The 24918-nt window shown below is 71.5% G+C and carries 26 protein-coding genes; 7 read left to right on the forward strand and 19 right to left on the reverse strand.

The window, feature by feature from the left end; genetic code table 11:
- Positions 1–353 precede the first annotated feature (353 nt).
- On the forward strand, positions 354–2219 hold the full coding sequence (locus HG542_RS27460; RefSeq protein WP_171086039.1) for a glycosyltransferase family 2 protein: 1866 nt from the start codon (positions 354–356) through the stop codon (positions 2217–2219).
- A complete protein-coding gene (gene glxA / locus HG542_RS27465) occupies positions 2216–4165 on the forward strand; it encodes a radical copper oxidase GlxA (protein ID WP_171086041.1) in 1950 nt (649 codons plus the stop codon). The genes HG542_RS27460 and glxA overlap by 4 nt, the downstream gene beginning before the upstream one ends.
- 3 nt (positions 4166–4168) lie before the next feature.
- On the opposite strand, the gene HG542_RS27470 is transcribed toward glxA, so the two are convergent.
- From HG542_RS27470 to HG542_RS27530, 13 genes are all read right to left on the reverse strand, one after another.
- Positions 4169–5206 (reverse strand): glycoside hydrolase family 6 protein, encoded by a 1038-nt coding sequence (locus HG542_RS27470; RefSeq protein ID WP_171086043.1) that lies wholly within the window; start codon positions 5204–5206, stop codon positions 4169–4171.
- 173 nt (positions 5207–5379) lie between these two features.
- Complete coding sequence (locus HG542_RS27475; protein ID WP_171086044.1) at positions 5380–6063, reverse strand: class F sortase; 684 nt, start codon at positions 6061–6063, stop codon at positions 5380–5382.
- Positions 6064–6082: 19 nt separating this feature from the next.
- On the reverse strand, positions 6083–6733 hold the full coding sequence (locus HG542_RS27480; protein ID WP_171086046.1) for a hypothetical protein: 651 nt from the start codon (positions 6731–6733) through the stop codon (positions 6083–6085).
- A gap of 142 nt (positions 6734–6875) precedes the next feature.
- Entirely contained in the window at positions 6876–7655 is a 780-nt protein-coding gene (locus HG542_RS27485; RefSeq protein WP_171086048.1) for an HAD-IIA family hydrolase, read from the reverse strand.
- 107 nt (positions 7656–7762) lie between these two features.
- Complete coding sequence (locus tag HG542_RS27490) at positions 7763–8818, reverse strand: 2-aminoethylphosphonate ABC transporter substrate-binding protein (protein ID WP_171086050.1); 1056 nt, start codon at positions 8816–8818, stop codon at positions 7763–7765.
- Positions 8819–8851: 33 nt separating this feature from the next.
- Positions 8852–9652, reverse strand: coding sequence for an ABC transporter permease (locus tag HG542_RS27495; RefSeq protein ID WP_171086052.1), 801 nt, complete (start codon positions 9650–9652; stop codon positions 8852–8854).
- Complete coding sequence (locus HG542_RS27500; protein WP_171086053.1) at positions 9639–10697, reverse strand: 2-aminoethylphosphonate ABC transporter permease subunit; 1059 nt, start codon at positions 10695–10697, stop codon at positions 9639–9641. Before HG542_RS27500 ends, HG542_RS27495 begins: the two co-directional genes overlap by 14 nt.
- A complete protein-coding gene (locus tag HG542_RS27505) occupies positions 10690–11742 on the reverse strand; it encodes an ABC transporter ATP-binding protein (protein ID WP_171086054.1) in 1053 nt (350 codons plus the stop codon). Before HG542_RS27505 ends, HG542_RS27500 begins: the two co-directional genes overlap by 8 nt.
- Entirely contained in the window at positions 11739–12464 is a 726-nt protein-coding gene (locus HG542_RS27510) for a phosphonatase-like hydrolase (RefSeq protein WP_268256431.1), read from the reverse strand. The genes HG542_RS27505 and HG542_RS27510 overlap by 4 nt, the downstream gene beginning before the upstream one ends.
- A 5-nt stretch (positions 12465–12469) precedes the next feature.
- Positions 12470–13591 (reverse strand): TIGR03364 family FAD-dependent oxidoreductase, encoded by a 1122-nt coding sequence (locus tag HG542_RS27515; protein WP_171086055.1) that lies wholly within the window; start codon positions 13589–13591, stop codon positions 12470–12472.
- Between the two features lie 88 nt (positions 13592–13679).
- Positions 13680–14492, reverse strand: coding sequence for a GntR family transcriptional regulator (locus HG542_RS27520; protein WP_171086056.1), 813 nt, complete (start codon positions 14490–14492; stop codon positions 13680–13682).
- Positions 14493–14625: 133 nt separating this feature from the next.
- Complete coding sequence (locus tag HG542_RS27525) at positions 14626–15363, reverse strand: hypothetical protein (RefSeq protein ID WP_171086057.1); 738 nt, start codon at positions 15361–15363, stop codon at positions 14626–14628.
- A gap of 111 nt (positions 15364–15474) precedes the next feature.
- Complete coding sequence (locus HG542_RS27530; RefSeq protein ID WP_171086060.1) at positions 15475–16569, reverse strand: ROK family transcriptional regulator; 1095 nt, start codon at positions 16567–16569, stop codon at positions 15475–15477.
- Positions 16570–16626: 57 nt separating this feature from the next.
- On the opposite strand from HG542_RS27530, the gene HG542_RS27535 reads away from it, so the two are divergent.
- From HG542_RS27535 to HG542_RS27545, 3 genes are all read left to right on the forward strand, one after another.
- The gene (locus HG542_RS27535; protein ID WP_171086062.1) at positions 16627–17712 is read left to right on the forward strand and encodes a Gfo/Idh/MocA family protein; all 1086 of its coding nucleotides are present in this window, start codon (positions 16627–16629) and stop codon (positions 17710–17712) included.
- Positions 17709–18185: a heme-degrading domain-containing protein gene (locus HG542_RS27540; protein WP_171086063.1), complete on the forward strand. Its 477-nt coding sequence runs from the start codon at positions 17709–17711 to the stop codon at positions 18183–18185. Before HG542_RS27535 ends, HG542_RS27540 begins: the two co-directional genes overlap by 4 nt.
- Before the next feature lie 192 nt (positions 18186–18377).
- Positions 18378–19142 carry a putative protein N(5)-glutamine methyltransferase gene (locus HG542_RS27545; protein ID WP_171086065.1) on the forward strand — a complete coding sequence of 255 codons (765 nt, stop codon included), beginning with the start codon at positions 18378–18380 and terminating at the stop codon, positions 19140–19142.
- A 50-nt stretch (positions 19143–19192) separates the two neighbouring features.
- On the opposite strand, the gene HG542_RS27550 is transcribed toward HG542_RS27545, so the two are convergent.
- Both HG542_RS27550 and HG542_RS27555 read right to left on the reverse strand, forming a co-directional pair.
- The gene (locus tag HG542_RS27550; protein WP_171086068.1) at positions 19193–19594 is read right to left on the reverse strand and encodes a nitroreductase family deazaflavin-dependent oxidoreductase; all 402 of its coding nucleotides are present in this window, start codon (positions 19592–19594) and stop codon (positions 19193–19195) included.
- Between the two features lie 105 nt (positions 19595–19699).
- Positions 19700–19960, reverse strand: a complete 261-nt coding sequence (locus tag HG542_RS27555; protein WP_171086070.1) for a DUF6255 family natural product biosynthesis protein — start codon at positions 19958–19960, stop codon at positions 19700–19702.
- Positions 19961–20405: 445 nt separating this feature from the next.
- Here HG542_RS27555 and HG542_RS27560 point away from each other — a divergent pair, with 445 nt between their 5' ends.
- A complete protein-coding gene (locus HG542_RS27560; protein ID WP_171086072.1) occupies positions 20406–21269 on the forward strand; it encodes a DUF5753 domain-containing protein in 864 nt (287 codons plus the stop codon).
- A gap of 9 nt (positions 21270–21278) precedes the next feature.
- Positions 21279–21509 (forward strand): DUF397 domain-containing protein, encoded by a 231-nt coding sequence (locus tag HG542_RS27565; RefSeq protein WP_171086074.1) that lies wholly within the window; start codon positions 21279–21281, stop codon positions 21507–21509.
- Here the strand turns inward: HG542_RS27565 and HG542_RS27570 are convergent.
- From HG542_RS27570 to HG542_RS27585, 4 genes are all read right to left on the reverse strand, one after another.
- The gene (locus HG542_RS27570; RefSeq protein WP_171086076.1) at positions 21473–21805 is read right to left on the reverse strand and encodes a cupredoxin domain-containing protein; all 333 of its coding nucleotides are present in this window, start codon (positions 21803–21805) and stop codon (positions 21473–21475) included. The two genes, HG542_RS27565 and HG542_RS27570, sit on opposite strands and share 37 nt — an antisense overlap.
- 33 nt (positions 21806–21838) lie before the next feature.
- Positions 21839–22627, reverse strand: a complete 789-nt coding sequence (locus HG542_RS27575) for a phosphotransferase (RefSeq protein ID WP_229922839.1) — start codon at positions 22625–22627, stop codon at positions 21839–21841.
- A gap of 12 nt (positions 22628–22639) precedes the next feature.
- Positions 22640–23944: a choice-of-anchor A family protein gene (locus HG542_RS27580; protein WP_171086078.1), complete on the reverse strand. Its 1305-nt coding sequence runs from the start codon at positions 23942–23944 to the stop codon at positions 22640–22642.
- Positions 23945–24053: 109 nt separating this feature from the next.
- Complete coding sequence (locus tag HG542_RS27585) at positions 24054–24917, reverse strand: fumarylacetoacetate hydrolase family protein (protein WP_171086080.1); 864 nt, start codon at positions 24915–24917, stop codon at positions 24054–24056.
- Position 24918: the final 1 nt, after the last annotated feature.

Genomic DNA, 24918 nt, shown 5'->3' on the forward strand with positions numbered 1-24918 from the left:
CCGGGGTTCGAGTCCCTGGCGGCGCACGCGAGTCTCAGGGCTCCTCACTCTCGGTGAGGAGCCCTGAGTCGTTTCCGGCCATATGTGCGCGCCACGCTTCTACCTGTTCGCACGTTTCTCTGTTCGAGCGTACCGCTTTGCCCGGTAACCACCTTGTTTCACCCTTGCGATCATGACTGAGGGTCCGAGATCCTGACTGACGGCAACATCCCCAATATCACTGTCTGACCAGTGAGTTGGGTGGTGCCGGAGGGAGCCGGCACCGATACACGCCCGCGCTCGGTCAAGGGGGGCCGGCCGGGCCCGTGAACTGCAGCGCACACGCAGTCAGCATGCGTGCGGGGGGACGATTCATGACATCTACGCCTGCCGACTCCAGGCACCAGGAGACGCCGCCGAAAGCGATCCCGCGCGTGCGGGTCCCCGTCCCGGCCACCCGGGCCACCGCGCCCGACACCAGGCGGCCGGTCACCGGAGCGGTCGTCCGTGCGCCGGCCCGCCGCCACCCGGGGCGGACGCGCCCGCGCTACGACTACGAGCACTACAGCCGCCTCGCCGGCCCGCTGACCCAGCCGCCCGAGGGCGTCCCGTACCGGGTCCGCTACCGCAGCCTGCTGGCCGACGAGCCGCACCGGATCAAGGCGGCGCTGCTGCTGGGCGCCGCGCCGATCGTCTCGCTGGCCCTGCTGGTGTGGCTGATGCAGCCCGCGCACTGGACCCAGCGCGACCACGCCACCCCGCTCATGCGGGCGCTGGACACGGTGATGCTGGTGTCGATCGGCCTGATCGAGCTGTTCCGCACCCTGAACGTCACGTCCAACGCCCACGCCACCCTGGTGGCCCGCGACCCGATACCCGTAGTGCCGCAGACCGGCACCAAGGTCGCCTTCCTCACCTCCTTCGTGCCCGGCAAGGAGCCGATCGCGATGGTGACGCGCACCTTGGAGGCGGCCGTCCGGGTGCGCCACCGCGGCCCGCTCGACGTCTGGCTGCTGGACGAGGGCGACGACCCCGAGGTGAAGGACGTCTGCAAGCGCCTCGGCGTGCACCACTTCACGCGCAAGGGCGTGGAGAAGTGGAACAGGCCGAAAGGCCCGCACCGCGCGAGAACCAAACACGGGAACTACAACGCCTGGCTGGACGCCCACGGCGAGCATTACGACTTCTTCGCCTCCGTGGACACCGACCACGTTCCGCTGCCCAACTTCCTGGAGCGCATGCTCGGTTATTTCCGTGACCCGGATGTCGCCTTTGTCGTTGGACCTCAGGTGTACGGGAACTACGACGCGGCCGTCACCAAGGCCGCGGAAAGCCAGCAGTTCCTCTTCCACGCCCTCATCCAGCGCGCGGGCAACCGCTACGGCACCCCCATGTTCGTCGGCACCAACAACGTCGTGCGCATCAGCGCGCTCAAGGGAATCGGCGGGCTCTACGACTCGATCACCGAGGACATGGCCACAGGGTTCGAGCTGCACCGGCACCGCAATCCTGCGACGGGCAGAAAGTGGCGCTCAGTCTACACCCCCGACGTCCTCGCCGTGGGAGAAGGACCGAACGCCTGGACGGATTTCTTCACCCAGCAGCTGCGCTGGTCCCGGGGCACCTACGAGACCATCCTCAAGCAGTACTGGAAGGGGCCCTTCACACTGCCCCCGGGCCCGTTCCTCAACTACACGCTGATGGTCATCTACTATCCGATGACCGCGATCAACTGGATGCTCGGCGCCCTGAGTTGCACCCTCTTCCTCGGGCTCGGCGCCTCCGGGATCCAGATCGACTCCGAGGTCTGGATGATGCTCTACAGCGATGCGGCCGCCCTGCAGATCGGCCTCTACATCTGGAACCGCCGGCACAACGTCTCCCCGCACGAGCCCGAGGGCTCCGGCGGGCTGGCCGGCATGGCGATGTCCGCGCTCTCCGCACCGATCTACGCACGCTCGCTGACCGATGCGGTGCTGCGCCGCAAGAGCCGGTTCGTGGTCACCCCGAAGGGCGATTCGGCCAGTCCCGACACCCTCTTCGGCACCTTCCGCATCCACCTCTTCTTCCTGGCGGTCTTCGGCGGTTCGCTGGTGGCCTCCTTCTTTCTCGGCCACACCCATGTGGCCATGCGCACCTGGGCCGCCCTCGCCGTACTGATCACCGTGGCACCGATCGTGGCCTGGGCCTGGACCCTGCGCCGCACGCCCGAGCAGCCCGAGGGGGCGCAGCAGTCATGAGATACCGGTTCACCCGCCGCACCCGCCGCACGGCGATCGGCGCAGTGGTCGTCTGTGCCCTCGCGGGCATGAACGGCCCGGCGATCTGGGGGTACGCGTCCGACCAGTACTACGCATACAAAATCAACAAGCCCGAGTACAAGGCGAAGAACGGCCACTGGGACGAGGTGTCCGTCCCCAAGGAGTACCGGATCAATACGATCCACGCCGCCCTGCTGCACACGGGCAAGGTGCTGCTGGTCGCCGGCTCCGGCAACAACGCCGCCAATTTCAAGGCGAAGTCCTTCCGCTCGGTCCTGTGGGACCCGAAGGCGAACACCTTCAAGAACATCCCCACCCCGAAGGACCTCTTCTGTGCCGGACACACCCAGCTCCCGGACGGAAATCTCCTGGTGGCGGGCGGCACCCAGCGCTACGAGAAACTGGAGGGCGACGTCACCAAGGCCGGCGGCCTGATGATCGTCCACAACGAGAACCCCGACAAGCCGATGACGTTCCCCGCCGGGACCCGGTTCACCGGCAAGACGACCCGCAAGACCTTCGAGTCCAAGGACCCCGTCCTCGTCCCGCGCGCCAAGAAGGAGCAGGACAAGGACGGCAAGGTGACTGTCACCGGCACCACCGCACGCGTCTACGTGGAGGCCCTGGAAAAGGGCCAGGAATACGCGACGGGGACCACCGAGAACTACCGCATCGAGGGCCTCGGCGGCACCGACGCGCAGAACTTCTACGGGATCGCCAACAAGCTGTCCTTCGACAAGAAGGATTTCCAGGGCATCAAGGACGCCTACGAGTTCGATCCGGTGGCCGAGCGCTACATCACGGTCGACCCGATGGAAGAGGCCCGCTGGTATCCCACGCTCACCACGCTCCAGGACGGCAAGGTCCTCTCCGTCTCCGGCCTGGACGAGATCGGCCAGGTCGTCCCGGGGAAGAACGAGATCTACGACCCGAAGACCAGGAAGTGGAGCTATCTGCCCACGCAGCGGTTCTTCCCCACCTATCCCGCCCTGTTCCTCACCGAGAAGGGCCGGATCTTCTACACCGGTTCCAACGCCGGGTACGGACCGGCCGACGAGGGCCGCACGCCGGGCCTCTGGGACGTGCAGACCAACCAGTTCACCGAGGTGCCCGGCATCAGCGACCCCGACATCCTGGAGACCTCGATGTCGGTGCTGCTGCCGCCCGCGCAGGACCAGCGCTACATGGTGCTGGGCGGCGGAGGCGTCGGCGAGGACCGCAAGTCCACGGCGAAGACCCGGATCGTGGACCTGCACGACGCCAGGCCGCGCTTCCACGACGGCCCCGACCTCTACGCCAAGGTCCGCTATCCCAGCAGCGTCATCCTGCCCGACGACACGGTGCTGACCACGAACGGCTCCGGCGGCTACCGGGGCCGCAGCGACTCCAACGTCCTCAAGGCCGAGATCTACAACCCGAAGAGCAACTCCACCCGTCCGGTGGCCGATCCGCTCGTGGGGCGCAACTACCACTCGGGCGCGCTGCTGCTGCCCGACGGACGGGTGATGACCTTCGGCTCCGACTCGCTCTTCGGCGACGCGGACAACACCCGGCCCGGCACCTTCCAGCAGGAGATCGACCTCTACACACCGCCGTACCTGTTCCGCAGCGGGCGCCCCGAGATCAAGGACAAGGACAACCGGACGGTCGGCCTCGGCGAGGACACGAGCTACCGGACCTCCGGCGACCGCCCGGTCACCAAGGTGCGGCTGATCCGGCCCGGGTCGTTCACGCACGTCACCAACGTGGAACAGCGGTCGGTCGCCCTGGACTTCACGAAGACCAAGGACGGCGTGAAGGTCACCCTCCCCAAGGACCCGTCCCTGGTGCCGCCCGGCTGGTACATGCTGGATGTGGTCGACGACCAGGGCACCCCGTCCGAGGCGGTGTGGCTGAAGGTCCCCGCCAAGGACGAGGGCCGGTAAGAACTACTTCGCGTTGCGGGCCAGTTCGAGGGCGTAAGCCTCCCACCACTGGCCCGCTTCCGGGCCTCCCTTGCACGAACCGTCCGACTCGCCCGGCCTCTTGACCCACAGGTAGGCGTCCACCACCGGGTCGCCGGTCTTCGTCGTCGGGGGCTCGCCGAGGGCCCGGCCCTCCGGGTTGCACCAGGCCTTCTCGTGATCGGCCCCAGAGAGCGGGCCGTTGCCGTTGCGGCTGGTGTCGATGACGAAGTGCTTGCCGCCGACGAGGGCGGAGAGCTGCCGGCCGTACTCCTTGCTGTCCTGCGTGGTCTGGAAGTTGGAGACGTTCAGCGCGAAGCCGTCGGCCTGGTCGACGCCGGCGCGCTTGAGCGGCTCGGCCATCCGGTCCGCCGGGGTGACCCAGCTGGGATTGCCCGCGTCCAGGTAGACCTTGGTCCGGGGCAGCTGCTTGAGCTTGCCGACGGCCTCCTTGAGCAGCGCGTACCGCTCCTCGTGGAACTGCCGCGGGGTGCAGCCGTCCTCCATGTGCGGCAGGGCGTCGGGTTCGAGGATGACGGTGGCCCGGCGGTCCCCGATGCCGGCGACGGCCTTGTCGAGCCAGGCCCGGTAGGAATTGCCGTCGGAGGCGCCGCCCTGGGAGTACTGGCCGCAGTCGCGGTGCGGGATGTTGTAGAGCACGAGCACCGCGTCGCGGTCGGCCTTGGCAGCGGCCTCCGTGAAGCCGCGGGTCTGGCCCTCCGGGTCGTCCACGCCGATCCACTCGGCCTCCGGCTGCGCGGCGATCCGGGCGATCAGCCGGGCGTCCTGCGTCTTGCCGGCCTGCTGCAGCTGGATCATCTGCTTGGCCGCGGTGGCGTCCGGGTTGACCCAGAACGGCGAGCGGGACTTGGGGAGTTGGGACGGCGGCTGCATGGCCGCCGAGGCGTGCTGCCCGGCCGGCTTCTTCTCCTCCGAGGAACAGCCCGTCGCCAGAAGCATCATCGCGATCGCCGCACCGGTCAGCGCGAGGGCCCTCCGTGGGCCGGTGTTGCCGCCGTACATCCACTCCCCCTTGGGTGTACCGCCGGAGCCGATGGAGGTGCCTCGTCCATGGTCGCACAGTCGGGCCCGCGACCGGGGGCGCTCCCGCCCCGACACGGTGCGGAGTCGCTCTGTCGGGCGAGTGTTCACCGGTGGTTCCACTGGGGTCTCTCCGCTCGTTGCAGGCTGCGGGACTACGGCCGGATGCTGCCGCCGGTCAGGTACGCCGACACCACGACGTTGGCGCTGTACGTCTGCCGCACCCGGTCGAAGGTGCCGCCGCAGGTGATCAAGTGCAGTTCGGCGCGGCCCTTTTCGTGCGGGCCGTAGACCCTGGCGGCGTCGAACCGGTCCTTCGTGTAGACCGCCACGTCGTCGACCGTGAACTCGGCGGTGCTGCCGTCCGCGCGCTCGACCGTGATCGTCTCGCCGCGCGGGATGCCGCCGAGCCCCGCGAAGACCGCGCGGCCGTGCTCGGTGTCGACGTGCCCGACGAGGACGGCCGCGCCGAGGGTGCCGGGCTGGGGTCCGCCCCGGTACCAGGCCACGCTGCCGGGCCTGTTGTACGGCGGCGGTTCGACCGCGCCCTGCGCGGTGAGCCCGCGCGCCTCGACGGGGGCACGGACGCCCATGGCCTTGATGGCGAGGACCCGCGGCCGGGACTCCGGCAGCGGGTCCCGCGCCGGGGGCAGGGGGTGTGCGGGCGGACGGCCCGCGGCCGCCGCGTCGCCCGTGGTGGGGGTGGCCGGCGCCGGCACCTCGGTGGCCTCGCGGCCCCACAGCCACAGGGCGACCAGCAGGGCCGCCCAGGCCAGGCCGGTCAGCAGCCGCCCGCGGCCGGCCGTCTGCGGTTCGCCCCCGGTACGCAGCTCTTCCATGGCACCCGGGCCGCCTCTCTCACCGCTGCTGCCGGCCGTCGGTGCGCCGGCGGTACCAGATCAGGCCGCCCGCGATGGCGGCCGTGGTGCCGGCGAGGACCAGCCCGGGGGTGTCGGGCGCCTCGGGGACGACCACGCGCGCGGTGCCGCCGCCGCCCGCCGGGACGGGTGCGACGGGCGAGGCGAAGTGCCCGCCGGGCAGGGTGTGGGCCTCGTGCGGCCCGAGCCCGTCGTGCACGACGGGGGCGCTGCGCTGCTCGGGGGGCTGCGGGGCGGCCTGGGGTTCGGGCAGGTCACGACCGTAGGGGACGACGGTCAGCCGGCCCTGGGCGGTCGAGTTGTAGCCGTCGCACATCACCTTGACCGGGTACGTGCCGGCGCGGGCGGTCTGGCGGATGGTGGCCTCGGCGAACAGCCCGGCGGAGTCCTTGGCCAGCCGGGCGTCGGAGACGAAGGCCTCGGAGGTGGCCGTGGCCCGCTCGCTGCGGCAGCCGGAGATGCGCAGCTGCACCTCGGAGCCGGGGCGGGCGGAGACGGGGGTGAGCTCTATCGTTCCCGACATCGTCGCCGGACCGTCGGCGGCGCGGGCCGGTCCGGCGGAGAGGGTTCCGGTGCAGACGGCCACCGCAGCGGTGACGGCGCCGCAGAGGGCGATGCGGAATGAGTCCATGGTGAACCTCCTGCTCCAGAGGTTCACCCGGCGGGCGAGCGCGGCGCATCCGCTCCGTAGACGTATTGCTCCATTTGGCGATCATCGGGCCCGATCGGCTCAGAATCGCGACCGGAACGGGCCCCGTTCCGCCCGTTTCCGCTCAGATCAGATCGACGAGATCGGCGATCGAGTCGACCACCCGGGACGGGCGGAAGGGATGGTGCTCGACCTCCTCGGGCCGGGTGAGCCCGGTCAGAACGAGGAAGGTCTCCATGCCGGCCTCCAGCCCGGCCAGCACATCGGTGTCCATCCGGTCACCGATCATGGCGCTGGTCTCGGAGTGGGCGCCGATGGCGTTGAGCCCGGCGCGCATCATCAGCGGGTTGGGCTTGCCGACGAAGTAGGGCTCGCGGCCGGTCGCCTTGGTGATCAGCGCGGCGACCGAGCCGGTGGCGGGCAGGGCGCCCTCGGCGGACGGCCCGGTCTCGTCGGGGTTGGTGGCGATGAACCGGGCGCCCGCGTTGATCAGCCGGATCGCCTTGGTGAGCGCCTCGAAGCTGTACGTGCGCGTCTCGCCGAGGACGACGTAGTCGGGCTCGGCGTCGGTGAGCACGTAGCCGATGTCGTGCAGGGCCGTCGTCAGACCGGCCTCGCCGATGACGTAGGCGGTGCCGCCGGGCCGCTGGTCGTCCAGGAACTTCGCCGTGGCCAGGGCCGACGTCCAGATGTTGGGGACGGGGACGTCGAGCCCGATCCGGGCGAGCCGGGCATGCAGGTCGCGCGGCGTGTAGATCGAGTTGTTGGTCAGGACGAGAAAGGGCCTGCCGGACTCGCGGAGCCGCTTGATGAAGGCGTCGGCCCCGGGGACCGGGATGCCCTCGTGCATGAGGACACCGTCCATGTCGGTGAGCCAGGACTCGATCGGCTTGCGCTCTGCCATGTCGCTCCCGCTGTGGGTACGTGGGGTAACACCTTCACCCTATGTCCTTCGCCGCGGGTGCGTTGTGGCTGGTCGCGCAGTTCCCCGCGCCCCCTACGGGGCGCCCCTCAGTTGCCGGTGGCCGACTTCCACGCGTCCACGTACGACGTCAGGTGGGCGTTGATGTCCTGCCAGTCCGGGCGGAAGATCTCGACGCCCTTCATGATCTCGCCGAGGGCGATCGCGTTGCGGTCGCCCGGCTTGATGTCCGTGCGGGACGTGAAGCCGCCGGCCACGGAGGACACCTCGTTCTGGACCTCGTCGGAGAGCAGGTAGTCGAGGAACTTCTTCGCATTGGCCGTGTGCGGTGCGCTCTTGACCAGTCCGGCGGCGTAGGGCAGCGCGAAGGTGGTGGGCTTTCCGTTGTCCCCGGCGGGGAAGAAGATGCCCTGGTTCGCCATGAACTTGGTGTTGGCGTAGTTCATCTGCACATCGCCGTTGGCGACGAGGAGTTCGCCCTTGGCGGTCCTGGGGGCGAGCTGGCCGGTGGAGGAGGACGGGCCGACGTTGTTGGCCTGGAGCTTCTTGAAGTAGGCCATGGCCGCGTCCTTGCCGCCGAAGTCGTGCATGGCCTTGATCAGCACGGCGGTTCCGTCGCCCGCGACGCCGGGGGTGGAGTACTGGAGCTTGCCCTTGAACTTGGGGTCGAGGAGGTCGTTCCAGGTCCTGGGCGGGGTGGTGAGTTCCTTGCTGTTGTAGATGAAGCAGAAGTAGTTGTCGACGACGGAGGTCCACTTGCCGGAGGGGTCCTTGTCGGCGTCGGCGACCCGGTCGGAGCCTGCGGGCTTGTACGTCTCCAACAGCCCCTTGCTCGACGCCTGCTGGATGAACGGCGGAAGGGTGACGACCACGTCCGCCTGGGTGTTGGTCCGTTCGCGGTTGAGGCGCTGGACCATCTCGCCCGAGCCGCCCTCGACGTACTTGACCTCGATGCCGGTCCTGTCCTCGAAGTCCTTGAAGACCTTGTCGTAGAAGCCGGTGCCGTTCTCGGACTTGAGGCCGTCGGCGCTGTAGACGGTGATCTCCTTGGCGGAGGCGTCGGCGGAACCGCCGCAGGCGGTGAGGGAGGTGCCGAGGACCAGGGCGCCGAGGGCGGCGGTGAGCGGGCGGGAGGTGCGGGGCATGGCGAGGCGAACTCCGTTGTCGGTGGCGGGTGGTTATCTGTAGGAGGCGCGGGTGCGGATGCGGGAGACGCCCAGGAGGGCGAGGAGGGTGGTGACCATGAGCACGACGGCGAGCGCGGCTCCGGAGAAGAGGGCGCCACGGTCGGTGGCACCGAAAATCTTGACGGGGAGGGGGAGCCAGTCGGGCGGGTAGAGCATCATCGTGGCGCTCAACTCGCCCATGGACAGGGCGAAGCAGAGGCCGGCGGCGGCCGTGAGGGAGGGCAGCAGGAGGGGGAGCTTCACGCGCCACAGCACATGGGCGGGGCGCGCGCCGAGACTTGCGGCGAGCTGCTCGTAGGCAGGGTCGAGGCGTGCGAGGGCGGCCGTCACCGACTGGTGGGCGAAGGCGGTGACGAGCACGGTGTGCGCGACGATCACGATCTCGCGGGTGCCGTTGAGGAGCAGCGGGGGCCGGGAGAAGGCGACGAGCAGCGACAGTCCCACGACGACGGAGGGCACCGCCACCGGGAGCATGAACAGCGCGTCCACGGCCTTGCGCGAGCGCCGGCCGCGCAGGGACTGCGCCGCGAGGGCGGCCCAGGTGCCGAGGGCGAGGGCGAGCAGGCCGGCGGCCACGGCCGTCACCAGGCTGGTGACGAGGGCGTCCGTCGCGTCGCCGTGGACGAGGTCCCGGTAGTGCGCCGTGGTGGCGCCGGAGGGAAGTACACCGCTCCAGTTCGTGGCGAAGGAGGCGGCCACGATCACCAGGAAGGGGAGGGCGAAGACAGGCAGGAAGAGCGCGAAGAAGACGGCTTGAACCGCCCACCGGGCGCGGCGGCTATGCACGAGCACGAGGACCTCCTGCGGGGCGCGTTCGGGAGAGCAGCAGCCGGTACAGGCCGTAGAGGCCCACGGAGAGCACGATGTTGACGACGGCGACCACGCAGGCGGAGGTGTAGTCGCCGTCGAGGACGGCCTTGCCGTAGACGAGCGTGGGCAGGGTGGTGACGCCCTTGGCGCCGGTGAAGAGGACGATGCCGAACTCGTTGAGGCACATGACGAGGACGAGCGAGCCGCCTGCGGCGAGCGAGGGCAGCGCCTCGGGGAGGATCACCTGCCGCACGATCCGCGGCGCCTTGGCGCCGAGGGAGGCGGCGGCTTCGAGCTGCGCCGTCTCGATCTGGGAGAAGGCGGCGAGGAGGGGGCGCATGACGAAGGGGGTGAAGTAGGTGATCTCGGCGAGGAGCACACCCCAGGGGGTGTGCAGGAAGTCGAACGGCCCGGTGCCGCCGAGGGCATCGGTCCAGAGGCCGTTGGCCATGCCGACGGTGCCGTAGATGAAGAGGAGGGCGAGGGTGATGAGGAAGGAGGGGAAGGAGAGGAAGACGTCGATGAACCGGGCGAGGGCCTTGCCGCCGGGAAAGGGGACGAAGGCGATCACGATCGCCAGGACGAAACCGAGGATCACGGCGCCGGCCGTGGACCCGGTGGCGATCAGCACCGTGGTGCGGAGGGCCTGCCGGAAGGCGGCCTGCCCGAGGACGTCGCCGTACGCGGCGAGGGAGGGGCTGCCGCCCCCGGAGCCGTCCGGCGAGAGGGACTGCCGGGCGACCAGGGCGAGGGGGTAGAGGAAGACGAGGCCGAGAACGGCGAGGGGCGGGAGGGCGAGTACCCATGCGGGCAGGGTTCGCGGCTTCCGGGTTTCCGGCAACTCGGGTTGCCCGCCGTTGCGGCGGGAGGATTGCGCGGGCCCGCACCCCGGCCCGTGAGCACCGTCGCGGTGCGCAGGGCCGTAGGGGCGCCCGCCCCTGCCCTCCGCCGCAACGGCGAGACGCCCCACGGCGGTGACCGGCGGTGCCGAACCGGCCTCGGCCCGCAGCCCGTTGGGCTCAGCCATTCGTCCCCCCTGCGGGAAGCAGCACCGCGTCCTCGCTCGCGAAGTGGACGGTGACCTCGTCGCCTAGCGCCGGAGTCTCCCGGAGTTCGCGGACTTCCGCGGTCACATGATGGCCGTCCACCTCGACGGCCACCCGGTGCGTGGCGCCCCGCCACTGCACCTCCGTCACCCGGCCCCGCAGGGTGTTCGGGCCGGGGCCCAGGCCGACCAGGTGCGGGCGGACGCACAGGGTGGCCGTCGCGCCGTGCGCCGCGCCGCCGGTCGGGACGGACACGTCCGTGCCCGCGAGGCCGACGCGGCCGTCCCCGGTGACGGTCACCGGCAGCAGGTTCGCGTTGCCGACGAACGACGCCGTGAATTCGGTGCGCGGGCGCCGGTACAGCTCCTGCGGCGTGCCGCAGTCCCGCAGCCGGGCGCGGTCCATGACCGCGATGCGGTCGGCGAGGGTGAGCGCCTCGACCTGGTCGTGGGTGACGTACAGCATCGTGACATCCGGCAACTCGCGGTGCAGCCGTGCCAGTTCGGCCAGCATGCCGGAGCGCAGCTGCGCGTCCAGCGCGGACAGCGGCTCGTCCAGGAGCAGCACCCCCGGCCGGATGGCCAGCGCCCGCGCGATGGCCACACGCTGCTGCTGCCCGCCGGACAGCTCGCGCGGGTACCGCTTGGCGTACGCGGCCATCCCCGTCATCTCCAGCGCTTCCGCGACCCGCCCCGCGATCATGGCCCGCGGCGCCTTCTGCGCCCGGAGCCCGAAGGCGACGTTGGCGTCGACCCGCATGTGCGGGAAGAGCGCGTACTGCTGGACGACCATGCCGACGCCGCGGCGGTGGGGGGCGAGGCCGGTGACGTCCCGGCCGCCGATGAACACCCTCCCGGCGGCGGGCCGTACGAACCCGGCGACGGACCGCAGCGCCGTCGTCTTGCCGGATCCGGACGGCCCGAGCAGGGCCATGACCTCGCCGGGTTCGACGGTGAGGGAGAGGGAGTCGAGGACGGTGTTGTCGCCGTAGGCGACGGTGACACCCTCGAACCGTATGCCGGTCACGACTCCGTCTCCGTGGCACGGAGTTCGTACTCCGCAACGGCGTCCGGCAGTTCGGCCACCGAGCCCAGGACGTGCGTGGCCCCGGCCGCCCGCAGGGCGCCCTCCTCGTGGGCGCCGGTCAGTACGCCGGCGACCATGCCCGCGCCCGCCCGGCTCCCGGTGAGCATGTCGTACGAGGTGTCCCCCGCCACCGCGACCTGCGCCACCGCGTCCGCGGCCCGCGTGCGCAGCAGGGCGGCCAGCACCATGTCCGGGTACGGGCGGCCGCGGCCGCCCACGTCGCCCGGGCAGAGGGTGAGGTCGACGAGACCCTCGCCCCAGCCGAGCGCGGCGAGGATCGCCTCCTGGGTGACCCGGGCGAAGCCGGTGGTCAGCACGACGCCGCGGCCCTCGCCGCGCAGCCGCTCGATCGCCTCCCGGGCACCCGGGACCGGCGCGCACTGCCCTGCCGCGACCAGCTGCCCGTAGGCCTCCTCGAAGGCGGCGTTCGCCTCCTGCGCCCGCGCCTCCTCGCCGAAGAGGTGGCGGAAGACCGAGATCTTGGATTCGCCCATCGTGGCGCGGACGTAGGCGAGTTTCTCCGCATGGTCCGGGGTGCCCGGCTCCACGCCGAGCCGCCGGGCCGCGGCGTCGAAGGCCTGCTCGACGAGGCCGTCGTCGGCGACGGTCGTGCCGGCCATGTCGAGCACGACCAGGGAAATACGGTTCTGCTTCTGCTTCAACAACCTCACCAGCCCAGTTCGTTCGCGGTCGTCTCGGCGATCGCCGGGGAGCAGGTCATGCCGCGCCCGCCGGGCCCGGTCACCAGCCACACGCCCTCGCGCACCTGCTCGCGGTGCACGACGCGCCCGCTCTCCAGGCACTGCGCGTACACCCCGGCCCAGCGGCGCCGGACCGCCGGCAGCGGGCGGCCGAGGAAGGACTCGGCGACGGCGGCGAGATGCCGGTAGGGCGCCTCGTCGACGTCGAAGGCGAACGGGGTCTCGTACTCGTGCGTGTCGCCGATCGTCAGCCCGCCGTCCGCGCGCTGGACCATGAGCAGCTGCATCCTGTGCTCGGCTGCCACCGGCGGCTGGGCCTGCGCGGCAGCCATCGCGTCCAGCGCGGCACCGCCGTAGGCCGGGTAGTAGCGGAAGCTGTCGGCGTCGGCGACGGAGGAGGCGAGCCGTTCGCCGAGGGGCCCGGTCTGCATCATCTGCAACCGGACGCGGCGGACGGGGAGTTCGGGGGCGAGTTCCTTGACGAGCCCGCCGAGCCATGCGCCCGTGCACAGCACGACGGCGTCGCCGTGGTGGACGTCGCCGCGGTCGTCGCGGACGGCGCGCTCGCCGACGACCTCGCGGACCTCGCGTCCGCCGAGGAAGGTGTAGCGGCCGGACGTCAGCAGTTCGGCCTTCAGGACGCGCTGGGCGGTGCGCGGTTCGACGGCGGCGTCACGTCCGCAGCGCAGCGCGCCGAGGAACGTGCCGCGCAGCGCGGGTTCGAGGGCGCGGACCTCTGCGGTGCCGAGGAGTTCGAAGCCGCGCCGGGCGGCCTCGGGGCCCTCGGCGGCGGCCCGGGCGACGGCCAGTTCGGCCTCGTTGGTGACGAGCGTCAGCGAACCGTTGCCCCGGAAGCCGAGGCCGGGGACGGCGGCCCCGATCTCCTCCCACAGTTCGCGGGCGCGCAGCGCGGTGTCCAGCTCCGCGCCGCCGGCCCGGCCGCCGACCCAGACCAGGCCGAAGTTGCGGACGGAGGCCCCGCGCGCCTCGGCCTCGCGCTCCAAGTGGACGACCTCGTGGCCGCGTTGAACTGCATGCCAGGCGTGCATGGTTCCCACCACGCCGGCTCCGACGACTATGACTCGCATGCCGTGCACGCTCCTCGGAGTGGGTTACTCCATCGGGGCTCCATGGCAACGGGACGGTGAACGGGCTGTCAATCTTGGCCTAGACCCGTTATTCATCCGTGACCTGAGCGCTCAGGTGCGTGGTGAACGAGAACCTGTCCCCCCGGTACAGCGAGCGCACCCGTTCCATCGGACGCCCCTCCGTGTCCCGCGACAAGCGGTGGATCAGCAGCATGGGCAGCGCGGGCGGCGTGCCGACGAGGAGTGCCTCGCGCGGGGTGGCCAGCACGGTTTCCAGCTTCTCGTCCGCGTCGCCGAAGCGGATGCCGAGCTGCTCGCGCAGGTAGTCGTAGAAGGACGAGTCGGGTGAGAAGTCCGTGTCGAGCCGGGGCACGCGCTCGACCGCGATGTAGGTGCTCTCCAGCCCCACCCGCTCGTCGTCGGCGAGGAGGACGCGCTCCATGTGCCAGACGGGATCGCCCTGTTGCACCCCGAGGTCCGCGGCGAGGGCGGCCGGGCACGGCAGGCGCTCCAGCCCCACCAGGGTGCGGCCCGGGCGGCGGCCCTGACGGCGGACGCCCTCGGTGTAGCTGGCGAGGGCCAGGGGCTGTTCGAGTTTGGGCCCCGCCACGACCGTGCCGCGGCCGGCGCGGCGCAGCCGGCCCTCCAGCAGGAGCTCGCGCAGGGCCTGGCGCAGGGTCTCGCGGGACACCTCGAAGCGGGCGGCGAGCTCGCGCTCGGTGGGCAGAAGCCCGCCTTCGCCCAATTCGTCGAGAAGGGCCGCCACTTGGGACTTGACCGCGTAGTACTTGGGGATCCGGCCGTGTTCGGGGATACCGGCCCGGATGGGGGCCCCGGGGGAGTGCGCGCTGTTCACGGCGCCGATCCTTGCACGGGGGCAGGCCGGTCGGGCTGCGCCCATGGCCCGCGCCGTCGTAGGCCCGCGCCCCTGTTGGGCTGCGCCCCGTAAGGGGCGCGGGGAACTGCGCGATCAGCCACCGCCGGCCTGCAGCCGAAGCACCACCTCAGGGGTCCGGGGCGCAGTCCCGGGGACGTCAACTGCGGACGCGTCGTGGTCGCTCGCGCAGTTCGCCGCGTCCCTTACGGGGCGCAAGCATCAGCGCCGCCCCCGCGGCGACCACCGCACCCGCACCGACCACCATCCCCCGCAGAGGATCGCCCCCGGTATCGGCCAGCCCATCCGCCCCCTCGTCCCCGCCCCCCACCGCAAACGCGTAATCACCCGACTGCCCCACCCACGCCCCGTCCGCCCCCCGCCGCTGCACAGCGGTGACATTGGCCGTGACCGTCCCCTCCGGGGCCTCCCCCGTGAACCCCAGCCGCATCCGCACGGTGACCGCCCGGCGGGCCGGTACGGAGAAGCCGGGGAAGTCCGGGCCCTGCCCGTCCAGCACGCCCACGTTCTCCGCCTCCTCCGTGCGCTCGAACTGCACCGGCCGCCACCGCGCGGCGCCGGGGTCGTAGAAGTCGAGCCGGATGTGACCGGGCTGCAGCGCCCGTCCCTTGTCGGACAGCACGGCCACGGGGTGGATGGCGCGGCACTCGCCGTCGGTGGTGTTGCGCAGTTCCAGTTCCCACGTCTGCTGGGCGCCCCCGCGCTCGTACGTGTCCGGACCGCCGCTCAGACGCGAGGTGATGGGGAAGTCCTTGCCCGCAGGGTCGCCGCAATGCGGCTGCGGGCTCGCGGCGGCCGGCTCCTGCGGCACCACGGCCGGCCCGAGGGCGGCGGCCAGGACGAACGCGGCGGCGCCGAGGGTGCGGAGCAGGGACATGGCTCGAGGGACCTTCGCGCTGGGGGACGGCGTGGACGTACGTCACGTACGCGTACGTACGTACATCCCACCGGGCGTCGCACCGTACGGGCCCATACCGCCGACCGGCCGTCAGACGCCACCCGTTGTGCGGAAGAGCGGGGCGAGCGCGAGCTCGGCCGCACCGTCGACCACGGTGCGCCCGCCCCCCGGTGCGACCGCCACCGGGACCGCACCCCCGGCCCCGCCCGCGAGGGCGTCCCGCACCCCGGCCGTGTACGCCTCCGGGTCGGCCAGCACGGTGCGGCCCCCGAGCAGGACCAGGTCGATGTCGAGCAGGCGCACGAGGTTGGCGGCGCCGACGCCGAGCAGGCGGGCGGCGCGGCCGGTGTCGCCCTCGGCGACGGCGGCCAGGCACAGGGCCTCGATGCAGCCTCGGTTGCCGCAGGGGCACGGCGGCCCGTCGAGCTGGAGCACCTGGTGCCCGAACTCCCCCGCGCCCGTGCGCGCGCCGCGGTGCACGCCGCGGCCGAGGACGAGCCCGGCGCCGAGGCCGGTGCCGAGGTGGAGGTAGGCGAAGGAGTCGGCGGCGCGGGTGCGGGCGAGACCGAGGGCGGCGGCGTTGGTGTCCTTGTCGAGGACGACGGGGACGCCGAGGCCGAGCCGCTCGGCCAGGGCGTCGCGCAGCGGGAAGCCGTCCCACTGCGGGTGCCCGGTGACGCGGTGCAGGACGCCGCCCGCGTGGTCGAGGGGCCCGGGGGCGGCGACGCCGACCCCGAGGAGCGTCGCCGGAGAAGCCTCCGCCAGCAGGGCCGCGACCTCCCTCTCGACGGTGGCGAGCACCGCCTCCGCGCCCGCGCCGAACGCGAGCGGGGCGGTACGGGCGGCGACGGGCGTGCCGGTGAGGTCGGCGAGGGTCGCGTGCATCTCGTCGCGGTCGAGGTGCAGCCCGACGGCGTGGGCCGCGCCGGGGACGAGGCGGATGGCGGTCGCGGGCTTGCCGCCCGTGGAGGCCCGGCGGCCCGCCTCCGCGGCCAGCCCGCCGTCCCGCAGCCGCCCGGTGATCTTGCTGACGGCCTGCGGCGTCAGCCCCGTGCGCCCGGCCAGCTCCGCGCGGCTCGCACCGCGCTCGCCCGCCTCGCGCAGGAGGCCGAGGACGAGGGCGGTGTTGTGGTCGCGGAGGGCGGCGAGGTTGGCGCCGACGGGGGCGGTGGGGGTCCTGTGCACACCGCCATTGTGATCGCCCCGCTTGCACTTCTGCAACAGCGTTGCCAAAGTGGTGGCATGGTCACCCCGAACCCGTACCGCGTCGGCCTCATCGGCTACGGCCTCGCAGGCTCCGTCTTCCACGCCCCGCTGATCGCCGGCACCGGGGGGCTCGTCCTCGACACGGTCGTCACCGCCAACGAGGAGCGCCAGGCGCAGGCCCGCGCCGAGCACCCTCAGGCGCGGACCGTCGCGACGGCCGACGAGCTGTTCGCCCGGGCCGGCGAGCTCGACCTGGTCGTCATCGCCTCCCCCAACCGCACGCACGTCCCGCTCGCGCACACCGCGCTGGAAGCGGGCCTGCCCGTCGTCGTCGACAAGCCGCTCGCCGCGACCGCCGCCGAGGCGGAGGCGCTCGCCGAACTCGCCGACCGGCAAGGGCTGCTGCTCAGCCCCTTCCAGAACCGCCGCTGGGACAACGACTTCCGCACCCTCGCCGCCCTCGTCGCCGACGGCACCCTCGGCAGCGTCCAGCGCTTCGAGTCCCGCTTCGAACGCTGGCGCCCCCGCCCCAAGGGCGGCTGGCGCGAGTCCGGCGACCCCGCCGAGATCGGCGGCATCCTCTACGACCTCGGCAGCCACCTCGTCGACCAGGCGCTCGCCCTCTTCGGCCCGGCCGCGGCCGTCTACGCCGAGGCGGACGTCCGGCGGCCCGGCGCGGAGGCGGACGACGACACCTTCATCGCCCTCACGCACCGCAACGGCGTCCGCTCCCACCTGTGGATGAGCGCCACCACGGCCCAACTCGGCCCGCGGTTCCGGGTGCTGGGCAGCGCGGCGGGGTACGTGAAGTACGGGCTCGACCCCCAGGAGGCGGCCCTGCGGGAGGGCCTGCGCCCGGGCCCCGGCTGGGGCCGCGAACCCGAGACGTCGTGGGGCCGCCTCGGCGCGGGCGAATCGCCCCTCACGGGCGGGGGCGAGCCGGTGCCCACACTGCCGGGCGACTACCCCGCGTACTACGCGGCGATCGAACACGCCCTGCGCACCGGCGCCGAACCGCCGGTCACGGCACGGGAAGCAGCAGCCGCGCTGCGCGTCCTGGAGGCCGCACGGAAGTCGGCGGCGGACGGCTGCACGGTGACGCTGGAGGACGGGGCGAAGTGACCACTGCAGTGACCGAGTTGATCCCGCGCCTGGAGGCGGACGAGGCCCGCCTCGTCCTCGACCGCTTCGGCAACGACGACGCCTGGCGGCTGGGCCTGACCCTGACGGAACTCGCGCAGGAGCGGGACGCAGCCGTCACGATCGGCATCCGCCGGGTCAACCAGCGCCTGTTCCACCGCGCCCTGCCCGGCACGACGCCCGACAACGACGCCTGGATCGACCGCAAGTGCCGCGTGGTGCTGCACTACGAGGAATCCTCACTGCTGGTCGGCGCCCGCTTCCGCGCCAAGGGCCGCACCTTCGAAACCGCCTCGCGCCTCGACCCCCGGCGCTACGCCGCACACGGCGGCGCATTCCCGCTGCGGCTGCGCGGTACGGGCGTGATCGGCGCGGTCGCGGTCTCCGGTCTGGCACAGGAAGCGGACCACGCGCTCGTGGTGGAGGGGCTGGAACGGTTCCTGGGCCGATCTTGACGATCGGCCCGGGCCCGGGCGATGATGCGGACTTCAGCGCGTGAACGCACGTGAATACACGTGCATGCACGGGAACGACCGAGGAGGTGAGACCCATTACCGCAGTAGCAGGCGGGATGCTCTCACCTCACTTTTCCCTGGCATAGGTGATCGGGAGAGCATCCTTCGGCTTCCCGAAAGGCTTTCCTCCCCATGCCGGTTTCTCTCGTCACCACGTCTCTCGTCACCACCCTCCGCGCCGCCGGCTGCGTCTTCGCCGAAGACGAGGCGCGGCTCCTTCTCGACACCGCCCGCACGTCTGACGAACTCGACGCGATGGTCGAGCAGCGCGTGACCGGACTCCCCCTCGAACATGTCCTCGGCTGGGCCGAGTTCCGCGGCCTGCGCATAGCCGTCGACCCCGGCGTCTTCGTCCCCCGCCGCCGCACGGAATTCCTTGCGGAGCAGGCCGCCGCCCTGGCGCAGCCGGGTTCCGTCGTACTCGACCTGTGCTGCGGTACGGGCGCGGTCGGGGCGACGCTGGACGGGGTCGACCTGCACGCCGCCGACATCGACCCGGCGGCGGTGCGCTGCGCGCGGCGGAACGTCGCAGCAGTGGGCGGCCGGGTCTACGAGGGCGACCTGTACGAGCCCCTGCCCGACACCCTGCGCGGGCGCGTCGACGTCCTGGTCGCCAACGCCCCGTACGTACCGACGGATGCGATCGGGCTGCTGCCGCCCGAGGCACGTGAGTACGAGGCGCGCGTCGCCCTGGACGGCGGTACGGACGGGCTCGCCGTGCAGCGGCGGGTTGCCGCCGAGGCGTCGGACTGGCTCGCACCGGGCGGTCACCTGCTCGTGGAGACGAGCGAGCGACAGTCTGAACGGACAGTCGACATCTTCGTGCAGGCTGGGCTGAACGCCCGGGTGGTCACCTGCGACGAGCTGGACGCGACAGTCGTCGTCGGGCGCCGCTGACCCGACGGACCGGGTGGGTGCTCCGGAAGACGACCGGAGCACCCGCCGGCTCACACCCGCTCCAGCACCACCACCGGGATCTCCCGGTCCGTCTTGCGCTGGTAGTCGTCGTACGCGGGCCATGTGGCAACCATCGTCCGCCACATGTCCGGCTTCTCGTCCGCGTTCGCCGTACGCGCGCGTGCCGTGAAACGGTCGCCCTTCACCTGGACCTGCACCTCGGGGTTCGCCGTCAGGTTGAGGTACCAGGCGGGCGGCGTGGCAGAGCCGCCGTTGGAGGCCACGAGGAGCAGCGCATCCCCGTACGGCTGGTAGATCAGCGGATTGTTGCGCTGCGCCCCGCTCTTGCGCCCGGTCGTGGTGAGGATCAGCACCGTGGAGCCCTGCCAGTCGTGGCCCTCGGCTCCGTCGGTCTCGACGTATCGCCTGACGTGCTCGTCACCGAACAGCATGTGCATGCTCCTTCGATCAGCGGGTCGTTCTCATGGAACATCCGGCACGTGGTGTTCGTTCCCGGCACATGGTGAGCCTCCTGACGGGACCGTTCCTCACGCTTCTCAGCTGAACGCCGGCTCCGCCTTCGGTGCGGAGTCGGCACGGGAGAAGCCCCAATGGCTCACCCGGTAGTGGCCCTTCGCGATGATGAGCGCCGCAGCCTTGTCCCGCTCCACGAGCAGCTGCCTGCGCGTACGGGCCGGCTGCGGCAGCCCGTCGGGGCGCAGGGCCCCGTAATCCGTGAAGCGGCGCGCCCCGCAACGGGTGCACTGCGACACGCCGTTGGCGTGCCGCCAGGCCGCGTTGTGCTGACAGTTGACCATCAGTTCCTCCCTTCCGCAGAGTGTGCCACGATCCAGTGCCCGTATGCGGCGGCACTCGCTTTTCCGGCTTCTTCGCCGCCGGTTGCCGCACGCCGTGCGTTTTCCAGTGCCACGCATTCCTCGCACCCGGCCCGGTACGGACGCAGTCCGGCTGCGGCGCGTTCTTCTCGCGTCGCCAATCGCAGCGCGGTCAGCGGCACTTCCCACTCCAGCCCGCCACCGGGGCGCCGGACCTGTACGCGGTCACCGTCACCTCCGATGACCTGCACGATTCGGCCTTCGCGGGTGTCTACCACGAACGCCCCGTTTCTGTATGCCATTCGCCCACGATGCACCCGCGATGGCATGCAATTCAAACTTCAAATTGCAGAACTACATTTTGCAGCTGGCTACTTGAGGCTCGCGTCCGGCAAGCTTTACGCCTGGGCCCAAGGGGGAGGACGGCGTGGGACAGCAGGCACACCGCACGGCTCGGCGCCGCCGGTTGGGCGCTGCGCTCCGGCACCTCAGGGAGACGGCGGGGGTCACCACCGCTGCGGCGGCGGAGGCCATTCATGGGGATGGCAGCAAGATCAGCCGGATCGAGACGGGGCGGCACCGCGTCACCAGGTTGGAGTTGGATGCACTGATGGGCCTCTACGAGGTCCACGAAAGCCGAACCCGCGAATGGCTGATCGCACTCGCGTCCGAAGAACGGAACAGGAGTTGGTGGCGCCAGCCGGGCGAGCCGCTTTCGGCGACGTTCAAGGAAATGCTGGCCCTGGAGTCCAGTGCAGCCAGCATCGGCACCTTTCAGGCGCAGGTAGTACCCGGACTGCTGCAGACCAGGGCGTATGCCACCGCGCTCATCAACGGATCCGACCCGCTGCCGAGGGACGCCGTCGAGTTCTACGTCGATCTGCGAATGGAGCGGCAAGCCATCTTCCGTCGTGAAGTGCCGCCGAGTTATCTGTGCATCCTGACGGAAGGCGTACTGCACCAACATGTCGGAGGGCCGGCGACAATGGCCGAGCAGCTGCGGCATATGGTCGACGCGAGCAGGCAGTCCACGGTGACGGTCCTGGTGATCCCCTACACCCAGACAGCGTTCGCCGCGCCCGGCTGCTCCTTCATCATCTTCTCCCACCCAGCTCCGCTGAACTTGGATGTCGTGGCAGTAGAAGCCCTCGACGGCACCCGATGCCTGGAGGACGATGAGGCTGTTGCGAAGTACCACAGGGCGCTGGGTCGGCTTCGGACATCGGCGCTCACGGCCGAGCAGTCCGTGGAGTTGATCGCATCGATCGCCCGCAACTTTGAACACGAGTGAGGTACATACGTGATACGCCACGGCCTGCCCCGCAACGCCTGGTGGAAGTCGTCCTACAGCTACGACACACAGGGCGAGTGCCTGGAGTTACAACCCACCCCCGACGCCCAAGTAGCCATAGGCGACAGCAAGTCCCGCCCCCGGGGCGCCCTCGTCTTCGGGCCTCCGGCCTGGGCCGCCTTCGTCCGTGCCGTCACACGCGATCAGCTCACGACAACCGTGCCCTTCATGGTCGGGTGAACCGTGCAGTAGTAGCTGAACGTACCGGCAGCGCCAAAGGTGAAGCTGAAGCTGTCGCCCTGGTTGAGCATCGGCGAGTTGAGCGGGCCGCCGGAACCCGCCGTGCTGGTGACCGTGTGCGGCGCCGTATCACTGTTGGTCCAGGTCACCGTGGTGCCGCGGCTGACGTTCAACGTTGCGGGCGCGTACGCATAGTTGACCACCGCCACCTGCCCGGTTGCCGCGTACGTCGTCTGCGCAGCCGCCAGTACCGCCGCGCTCGCCAGCGCCGCCACCACGGATCCGTACCTTCTCATCGCGCTCCTCCTCCGGTCCGCCAGCCCAATTCCTCACAACACGCCGATCCAGCCGAGGATTTGCGCCCCCTCCACATACTCCGCATCGTTCCGCCAGATCTCGCCGTCCCCCCGCTCCCATATGTCCGTCCACGGCTGCCGGCCCCGCCGGCTCTGCTCGCGCAGGAAGTCGTACATGGCACGGCACCGGCGCCCCAACATCCCTGCCAGCTCCCTGCGTTCCCCCTCGTCCTCCATGCCGTACGCGTCCACGAACGCCCGTAGCCGGCCCGCCACCTCCGTATCCGGCCGCCGCAGGGACGGGTCCGCCGAGAGCGGGACGAAGCCGTGCGCCGCGTACGCCAGATCCCACAGCCGTGAACCCGGCGCCGCGGTGTCCCAGTCGATGAACGCCCAGGAACCCTCGCCGCCTTCCGCCACCAGGTTCCACGGCGCGAGGTCGTGGTGCGCGATGATCTCGTCGCCCTCGGCGGGGATCACCACCTGCCAGTGCGCATCCGGCGGCGGTACGAAGTCCGCCACGGCGTCGTGGAATTCGCGGATCAGCCGGGCCACACGGATCAGCCGGGCCACGGGATCCAGCAGGGCGAATCCCTCGCGCCAGATCACCTCGCCCGGGACGTACGTCAGCACCTCGCGCCCCTGGTCGTCGATGCCGAGCGGGCGCGGGGCCGCCCGGAACCCCGCGCCGTGCAGGTGCGTGAGCAGGGCGTGCACGGCGGGGGTCCACGGACCGGCGGGCCTGCGCACCGTGTCGCCGACCCGCACGATGCCGGTGGGGTTCATGCCGCCCGGCAGCGGTTCTTCCTCGTAGGTCGTCACGCCTCAGCCTATTCACCGGCCCCTCCGCATCGGCCACCTCGACCGGTAGAGGACGTACAGCGCCAGCGCCGCCCCCGCCCCTACGCACGTGCCGCCGATGGCCATGCTCATCCCCATCGGCGGGCCGCCGTGGGCCAGTTCGCGGTCGCCGCCAGCGCTCGGGGACGCGGCCGGGCGGATCGACGAGTCGCCGCGCGGGCCCCCCGCCGCCAGCACGCCTGCGGTCTGACAGTCCGGGAGTTCGCCGTCGAAGGGGTAGGCGTGGATGCCCTGGCCGCCGCTGACGCCGGACTCGTGGCTCAGGGAACCGGCCGTGAACAGGCGGCCGTTGAGGGCGTTCAAGGTCACCACCGTGGTGCTGGCCGGGCGGCCGACCAGGACCGAGCCGTGGAGGTTGCCGCTGCCCGTGAGGCGGACCTCGCTCGCGTCCGGGAAGTTCCACAGGATCCGTTCGCGTCGTGCGCCCGTGACGCCCGTCTCCGACGGGCTCACCATGCGCGAGTCGCCCATGAAGTTGACCAGGACCGTCGCGTCCTGGGGGACGTTGCGGAACTCCACCGCCTGCGCGCCGCCGTCGGGGGCGGCGAGGTCGAAGTCCACGTCGAAGACCTGGAGCGGCGAGGTACCGTCGCCCGTGAAGACGGTGGCCTGGCCGTAGTTGACGGCCGTGCCGGTGGGCTTGCGCGGTACGCCCTTGTCGTAGGCGTAGCAGGAGCTGGCCGAGGTGAGGACGTCGCGCAGGTGCCGGTAGCGGTCTACGGCGGAGGCGTCGTGGACGGCGCGCGGGCTGACGGTGCCCGTCCGGGTGCCGGCATACGCGACCGTGCCGTTGACGGTCCCGTCCTCCGCGAGCAGTTTGCGGCCGCCGGCGACGCGGACGTCGCCGCCCACGCGGAGGAAGGCGGAGCCGTTGTCCGGGGGGACGTGGGAGCCGAGGGAGGCGGCGCCGACCTGGTAGGCCTGGGTGGCGCCCTCGCGCTCGGCGACGTCGAAGGAGCCGAGGACGACGACGCGGCCCTCGGCCTCGGCGGCGGCGCGGCGCACGTGGAAGTCGCCGCCGACGAAGACATTGACCGCGTTGTCCCGGCCGCGCGCGGGGCCGGCGGCGGGCTCGGGGAACACTCCTGGGCAGGAGCCGGACATACAGGGGCCGAGTCCGGCGGGCAACGGCTCCGCCACGCCGGGGGCGCCGACCGCGCTGAGCAGCACGGCACCGCCGGCCACGACGCCTGTGGCCAGGAGGGTTGCGGCGGGGTGCCGCGGCTTTCGCCGGTGGGGATGCGGGTGCTGGTGCCGTCTGTGCCGCCTCTCGCGCATATTCCGAAAATATGCGCATAAGGGTGTGGGGAGCTCTGGAGTACACGCGCCGGGTCCCCCGAACGCCGCCCCGGGGTACGCCCGGCGGGCCTGCGCCCCGTAAGGGGCGCTACGCGTCCTTCAGCTCCTGGCGCTGCCGCCCCAGGCCCTCGATCTCCAGTTCCACCACGTCCCCGGCCCGCAGGTACGGCTGCGGGGACGGGCGGCCCATGGCCACGCCGGGCGGGGTGCCCGTGTTGATCACGTCGCCGGGGTGGAGGGTCATGAACTGGCTGATGTAGCGCACCAGCTGGGCCACGGGGAAGATCTGGTCGGCGGTGCTGCCGTCCTGCATCGGCGTGCCGTTGACCCACAGGCGGAGGCGGAGCGCCTGGGGATCGGGGATCTCGTCGGCGGTGACCAGCCAGGGGCCGAGCGGGTTGAAGGTCTCGCAGCTCTTGCCCTTGTCCCACTGGCCGCCGCGCTCGTACTGGAACGCGCGCTCGGAGACGTCGTGGGAGACGGCGTACCCGGCGACGGCGGCCAGGGCCTCCTCGTCGGTGCGCAGGTAGCGGGCGGTGCGTCCGATGACGACGGCCAGCTCGGCCTCCCAGTCGGTCTTCTCCGCGCCGCGCGGCACGAGGACGGTGTCCTCGGGGCCGACGACGGTGTCCGGGGCCTTGAGGAAGAGCACGGGCTCGGTCGGGATGGGGACGCGGTTGCCCCTGTGGTCCGTGTGGCCGCGGTAGTTGATGCCCACGCAGACGATCTTGCCGATCCGGCCGACGGGCGGGCCCGTCCGGAGGCCGCGCGGGTCGAGGGCAGGGAGGATCCGGGCCCCCACGGCGGCCCGGATGTGCAGCTGCAACGCCTCGTCGGCGAGGAGCCGGCCGTCGATGTCCGGAACGAGCGCCGACAGATCGCGCAGCGTCCCGTCCTCCTCGAGCAGGGCCGGTCGCTCCGCTCCTGCCGGTCCGACGCGCAGCAGCTTCATC

It is taken from the genome of Streptomyces morookaense (assembly GCF_013030945.1).
Lineage (GTDB): Bacteria > Actinomycetota > Actinomycetes > Streptomycetales > Streptomycetaceae > Streptomyces > Streptomyces morookaensis.

What these genes read in the sequence shown, in the direction of transcription:
- HG542_RS27460 (WP_171086039.1), top strand. Translation starts at nt 354, where the DNA reads ATGACATCTACGCCTGCCGACTCCAGGCACCAGGAGACGCCGCCGAAA.
- glxA (WP_171086041.1), top strand. Translation starts at nt 2,216, where the DNA reads ATGAGATACCGGTTCACCCGCCGCACCCGCCGCACGGCGATCGGCGCA.
- HG542_RS27470 (WP_171086043.1), bottom strand. Translation starts at nt 5,206, where the DNA reads ATGTACGGCGGCAACACCGGCCCACGGAGGGCCCTCGCGCTGACCGGT.
- HG542_RS27475 (WP_171086044.1), bottom strand. Translation starts at nt 6,063, where the DNA reads ATGGAAGAGCTGCGTACCGGGGGCGAACCGCAGACGGCCGGCCGCGGG.
- HG542_RS27480 (WP_171086046.1), bottom strand. Translation starts at nt 6,733, where the DNA reads ATGGACTCATTCCGCATCGCCCTCTGCGGCGCCGTCACCGCTGCGGTG.
- HG542_RS27485 (WP_171086048.1), bottom strand. Translation starts at nt 7,655, where the DNA reads ATGGCAGAGCGCAAGCCGATCGAGTCCTGGCTCACCGACATGGACGGT.
- HG542_RS27490 (WP_171086050.1), bottom strand. Translation starts at nt 8,818, where the DNA reads ATGCCCCGCACCTCCCGCCCGCTCACCGCCGCCCTCGGCGCCCTGGTC.
- HG542_RS27500 (WP_171086053.1), bottom strand. Translation starts at nt 10,697, where the DNA reads ATGGCTGAGCCCAACGGGCTGCGGGCCGAGGCCGGTTCGGCACCGCCG.
- HG542_RS27515 (WP_171086055.1), bottom strand. Translation starts at nt 13,591, where the DNA reads ATGCGAGTCATAGTCGTCGGAGCCGGCGTGGTGGGAACCATGCACGCC.
- HG542_RS27520 (WP_171086056.1), bottom strand. Translation starts at nt 14,492, where the DNA reads ATGGGCGCAGCCCGACCGGCCTGCCCCCGTGCAAGGATCGGCGCCGTG.
- HG542_RS27525 (WP_171086057.1), bottom strand. Translation starts at nt 15,363, where the DNA reads ATGTCCCTGCTCCGCACCCTCGGCGCCGCCGCGTTCGTCCTGGCCGCC.
- HG542_RS27535 (WP_171086062.1), top strand. Translation starts at nt 16,627, where the DNA reads ATGGTCACCCCGAACCCGTACCGCGTCGGCCTCATCGGCTACGGCCTC.
- HG542_RS27545 (WP_171086065.1), top strand. Translation starts at nt 18,378, where the DNA reads ATGCCGGTTTCTCTCGTCACCACGTCTCTCGTCACCACCCTCCGCGCC.
- HG542_RS27550 (WP_171086068.1), bottom strand. Translation starts at nt 19,594, where the DNA reads ATGCTGTTCGGTGACGAGCACGTCAGGCGATACGTCGAGACCGACGGA.
- HG542_RS27555 (WP_171086070.1), bottom strand. Translation starts at nt 19,960, where the DNA reads ATGGTCAACTGTCAGCACAACGCGGCCTGGCGGCACGCCAACGGCGTG.
- HG542_RS27570 (WP_171086076.1), bottom strand. Translation starts at nt 21,805, where the DNA reads ATGAGAAGGTACGGATCCGTGGTGGCGGCGCTGGCGAGCGCGGCGGTA.
- HG542_RS27580 (WP_171086078.1), bottom strand. Translation starts at nt 23,944, where the DNA reads ATGCGCGAGAGGCGGCACAGACGGCACCAGCACCCGCATCCCCACCGG.
- HG542_RS27585 (WP_171086080.1), bottom strand. Translation starts at nt 24,917, where the DNA reads ATGAAGCTGCTGCGCGTCGGACCGGCAGGAGCGGAGCGACCGGCCCTG.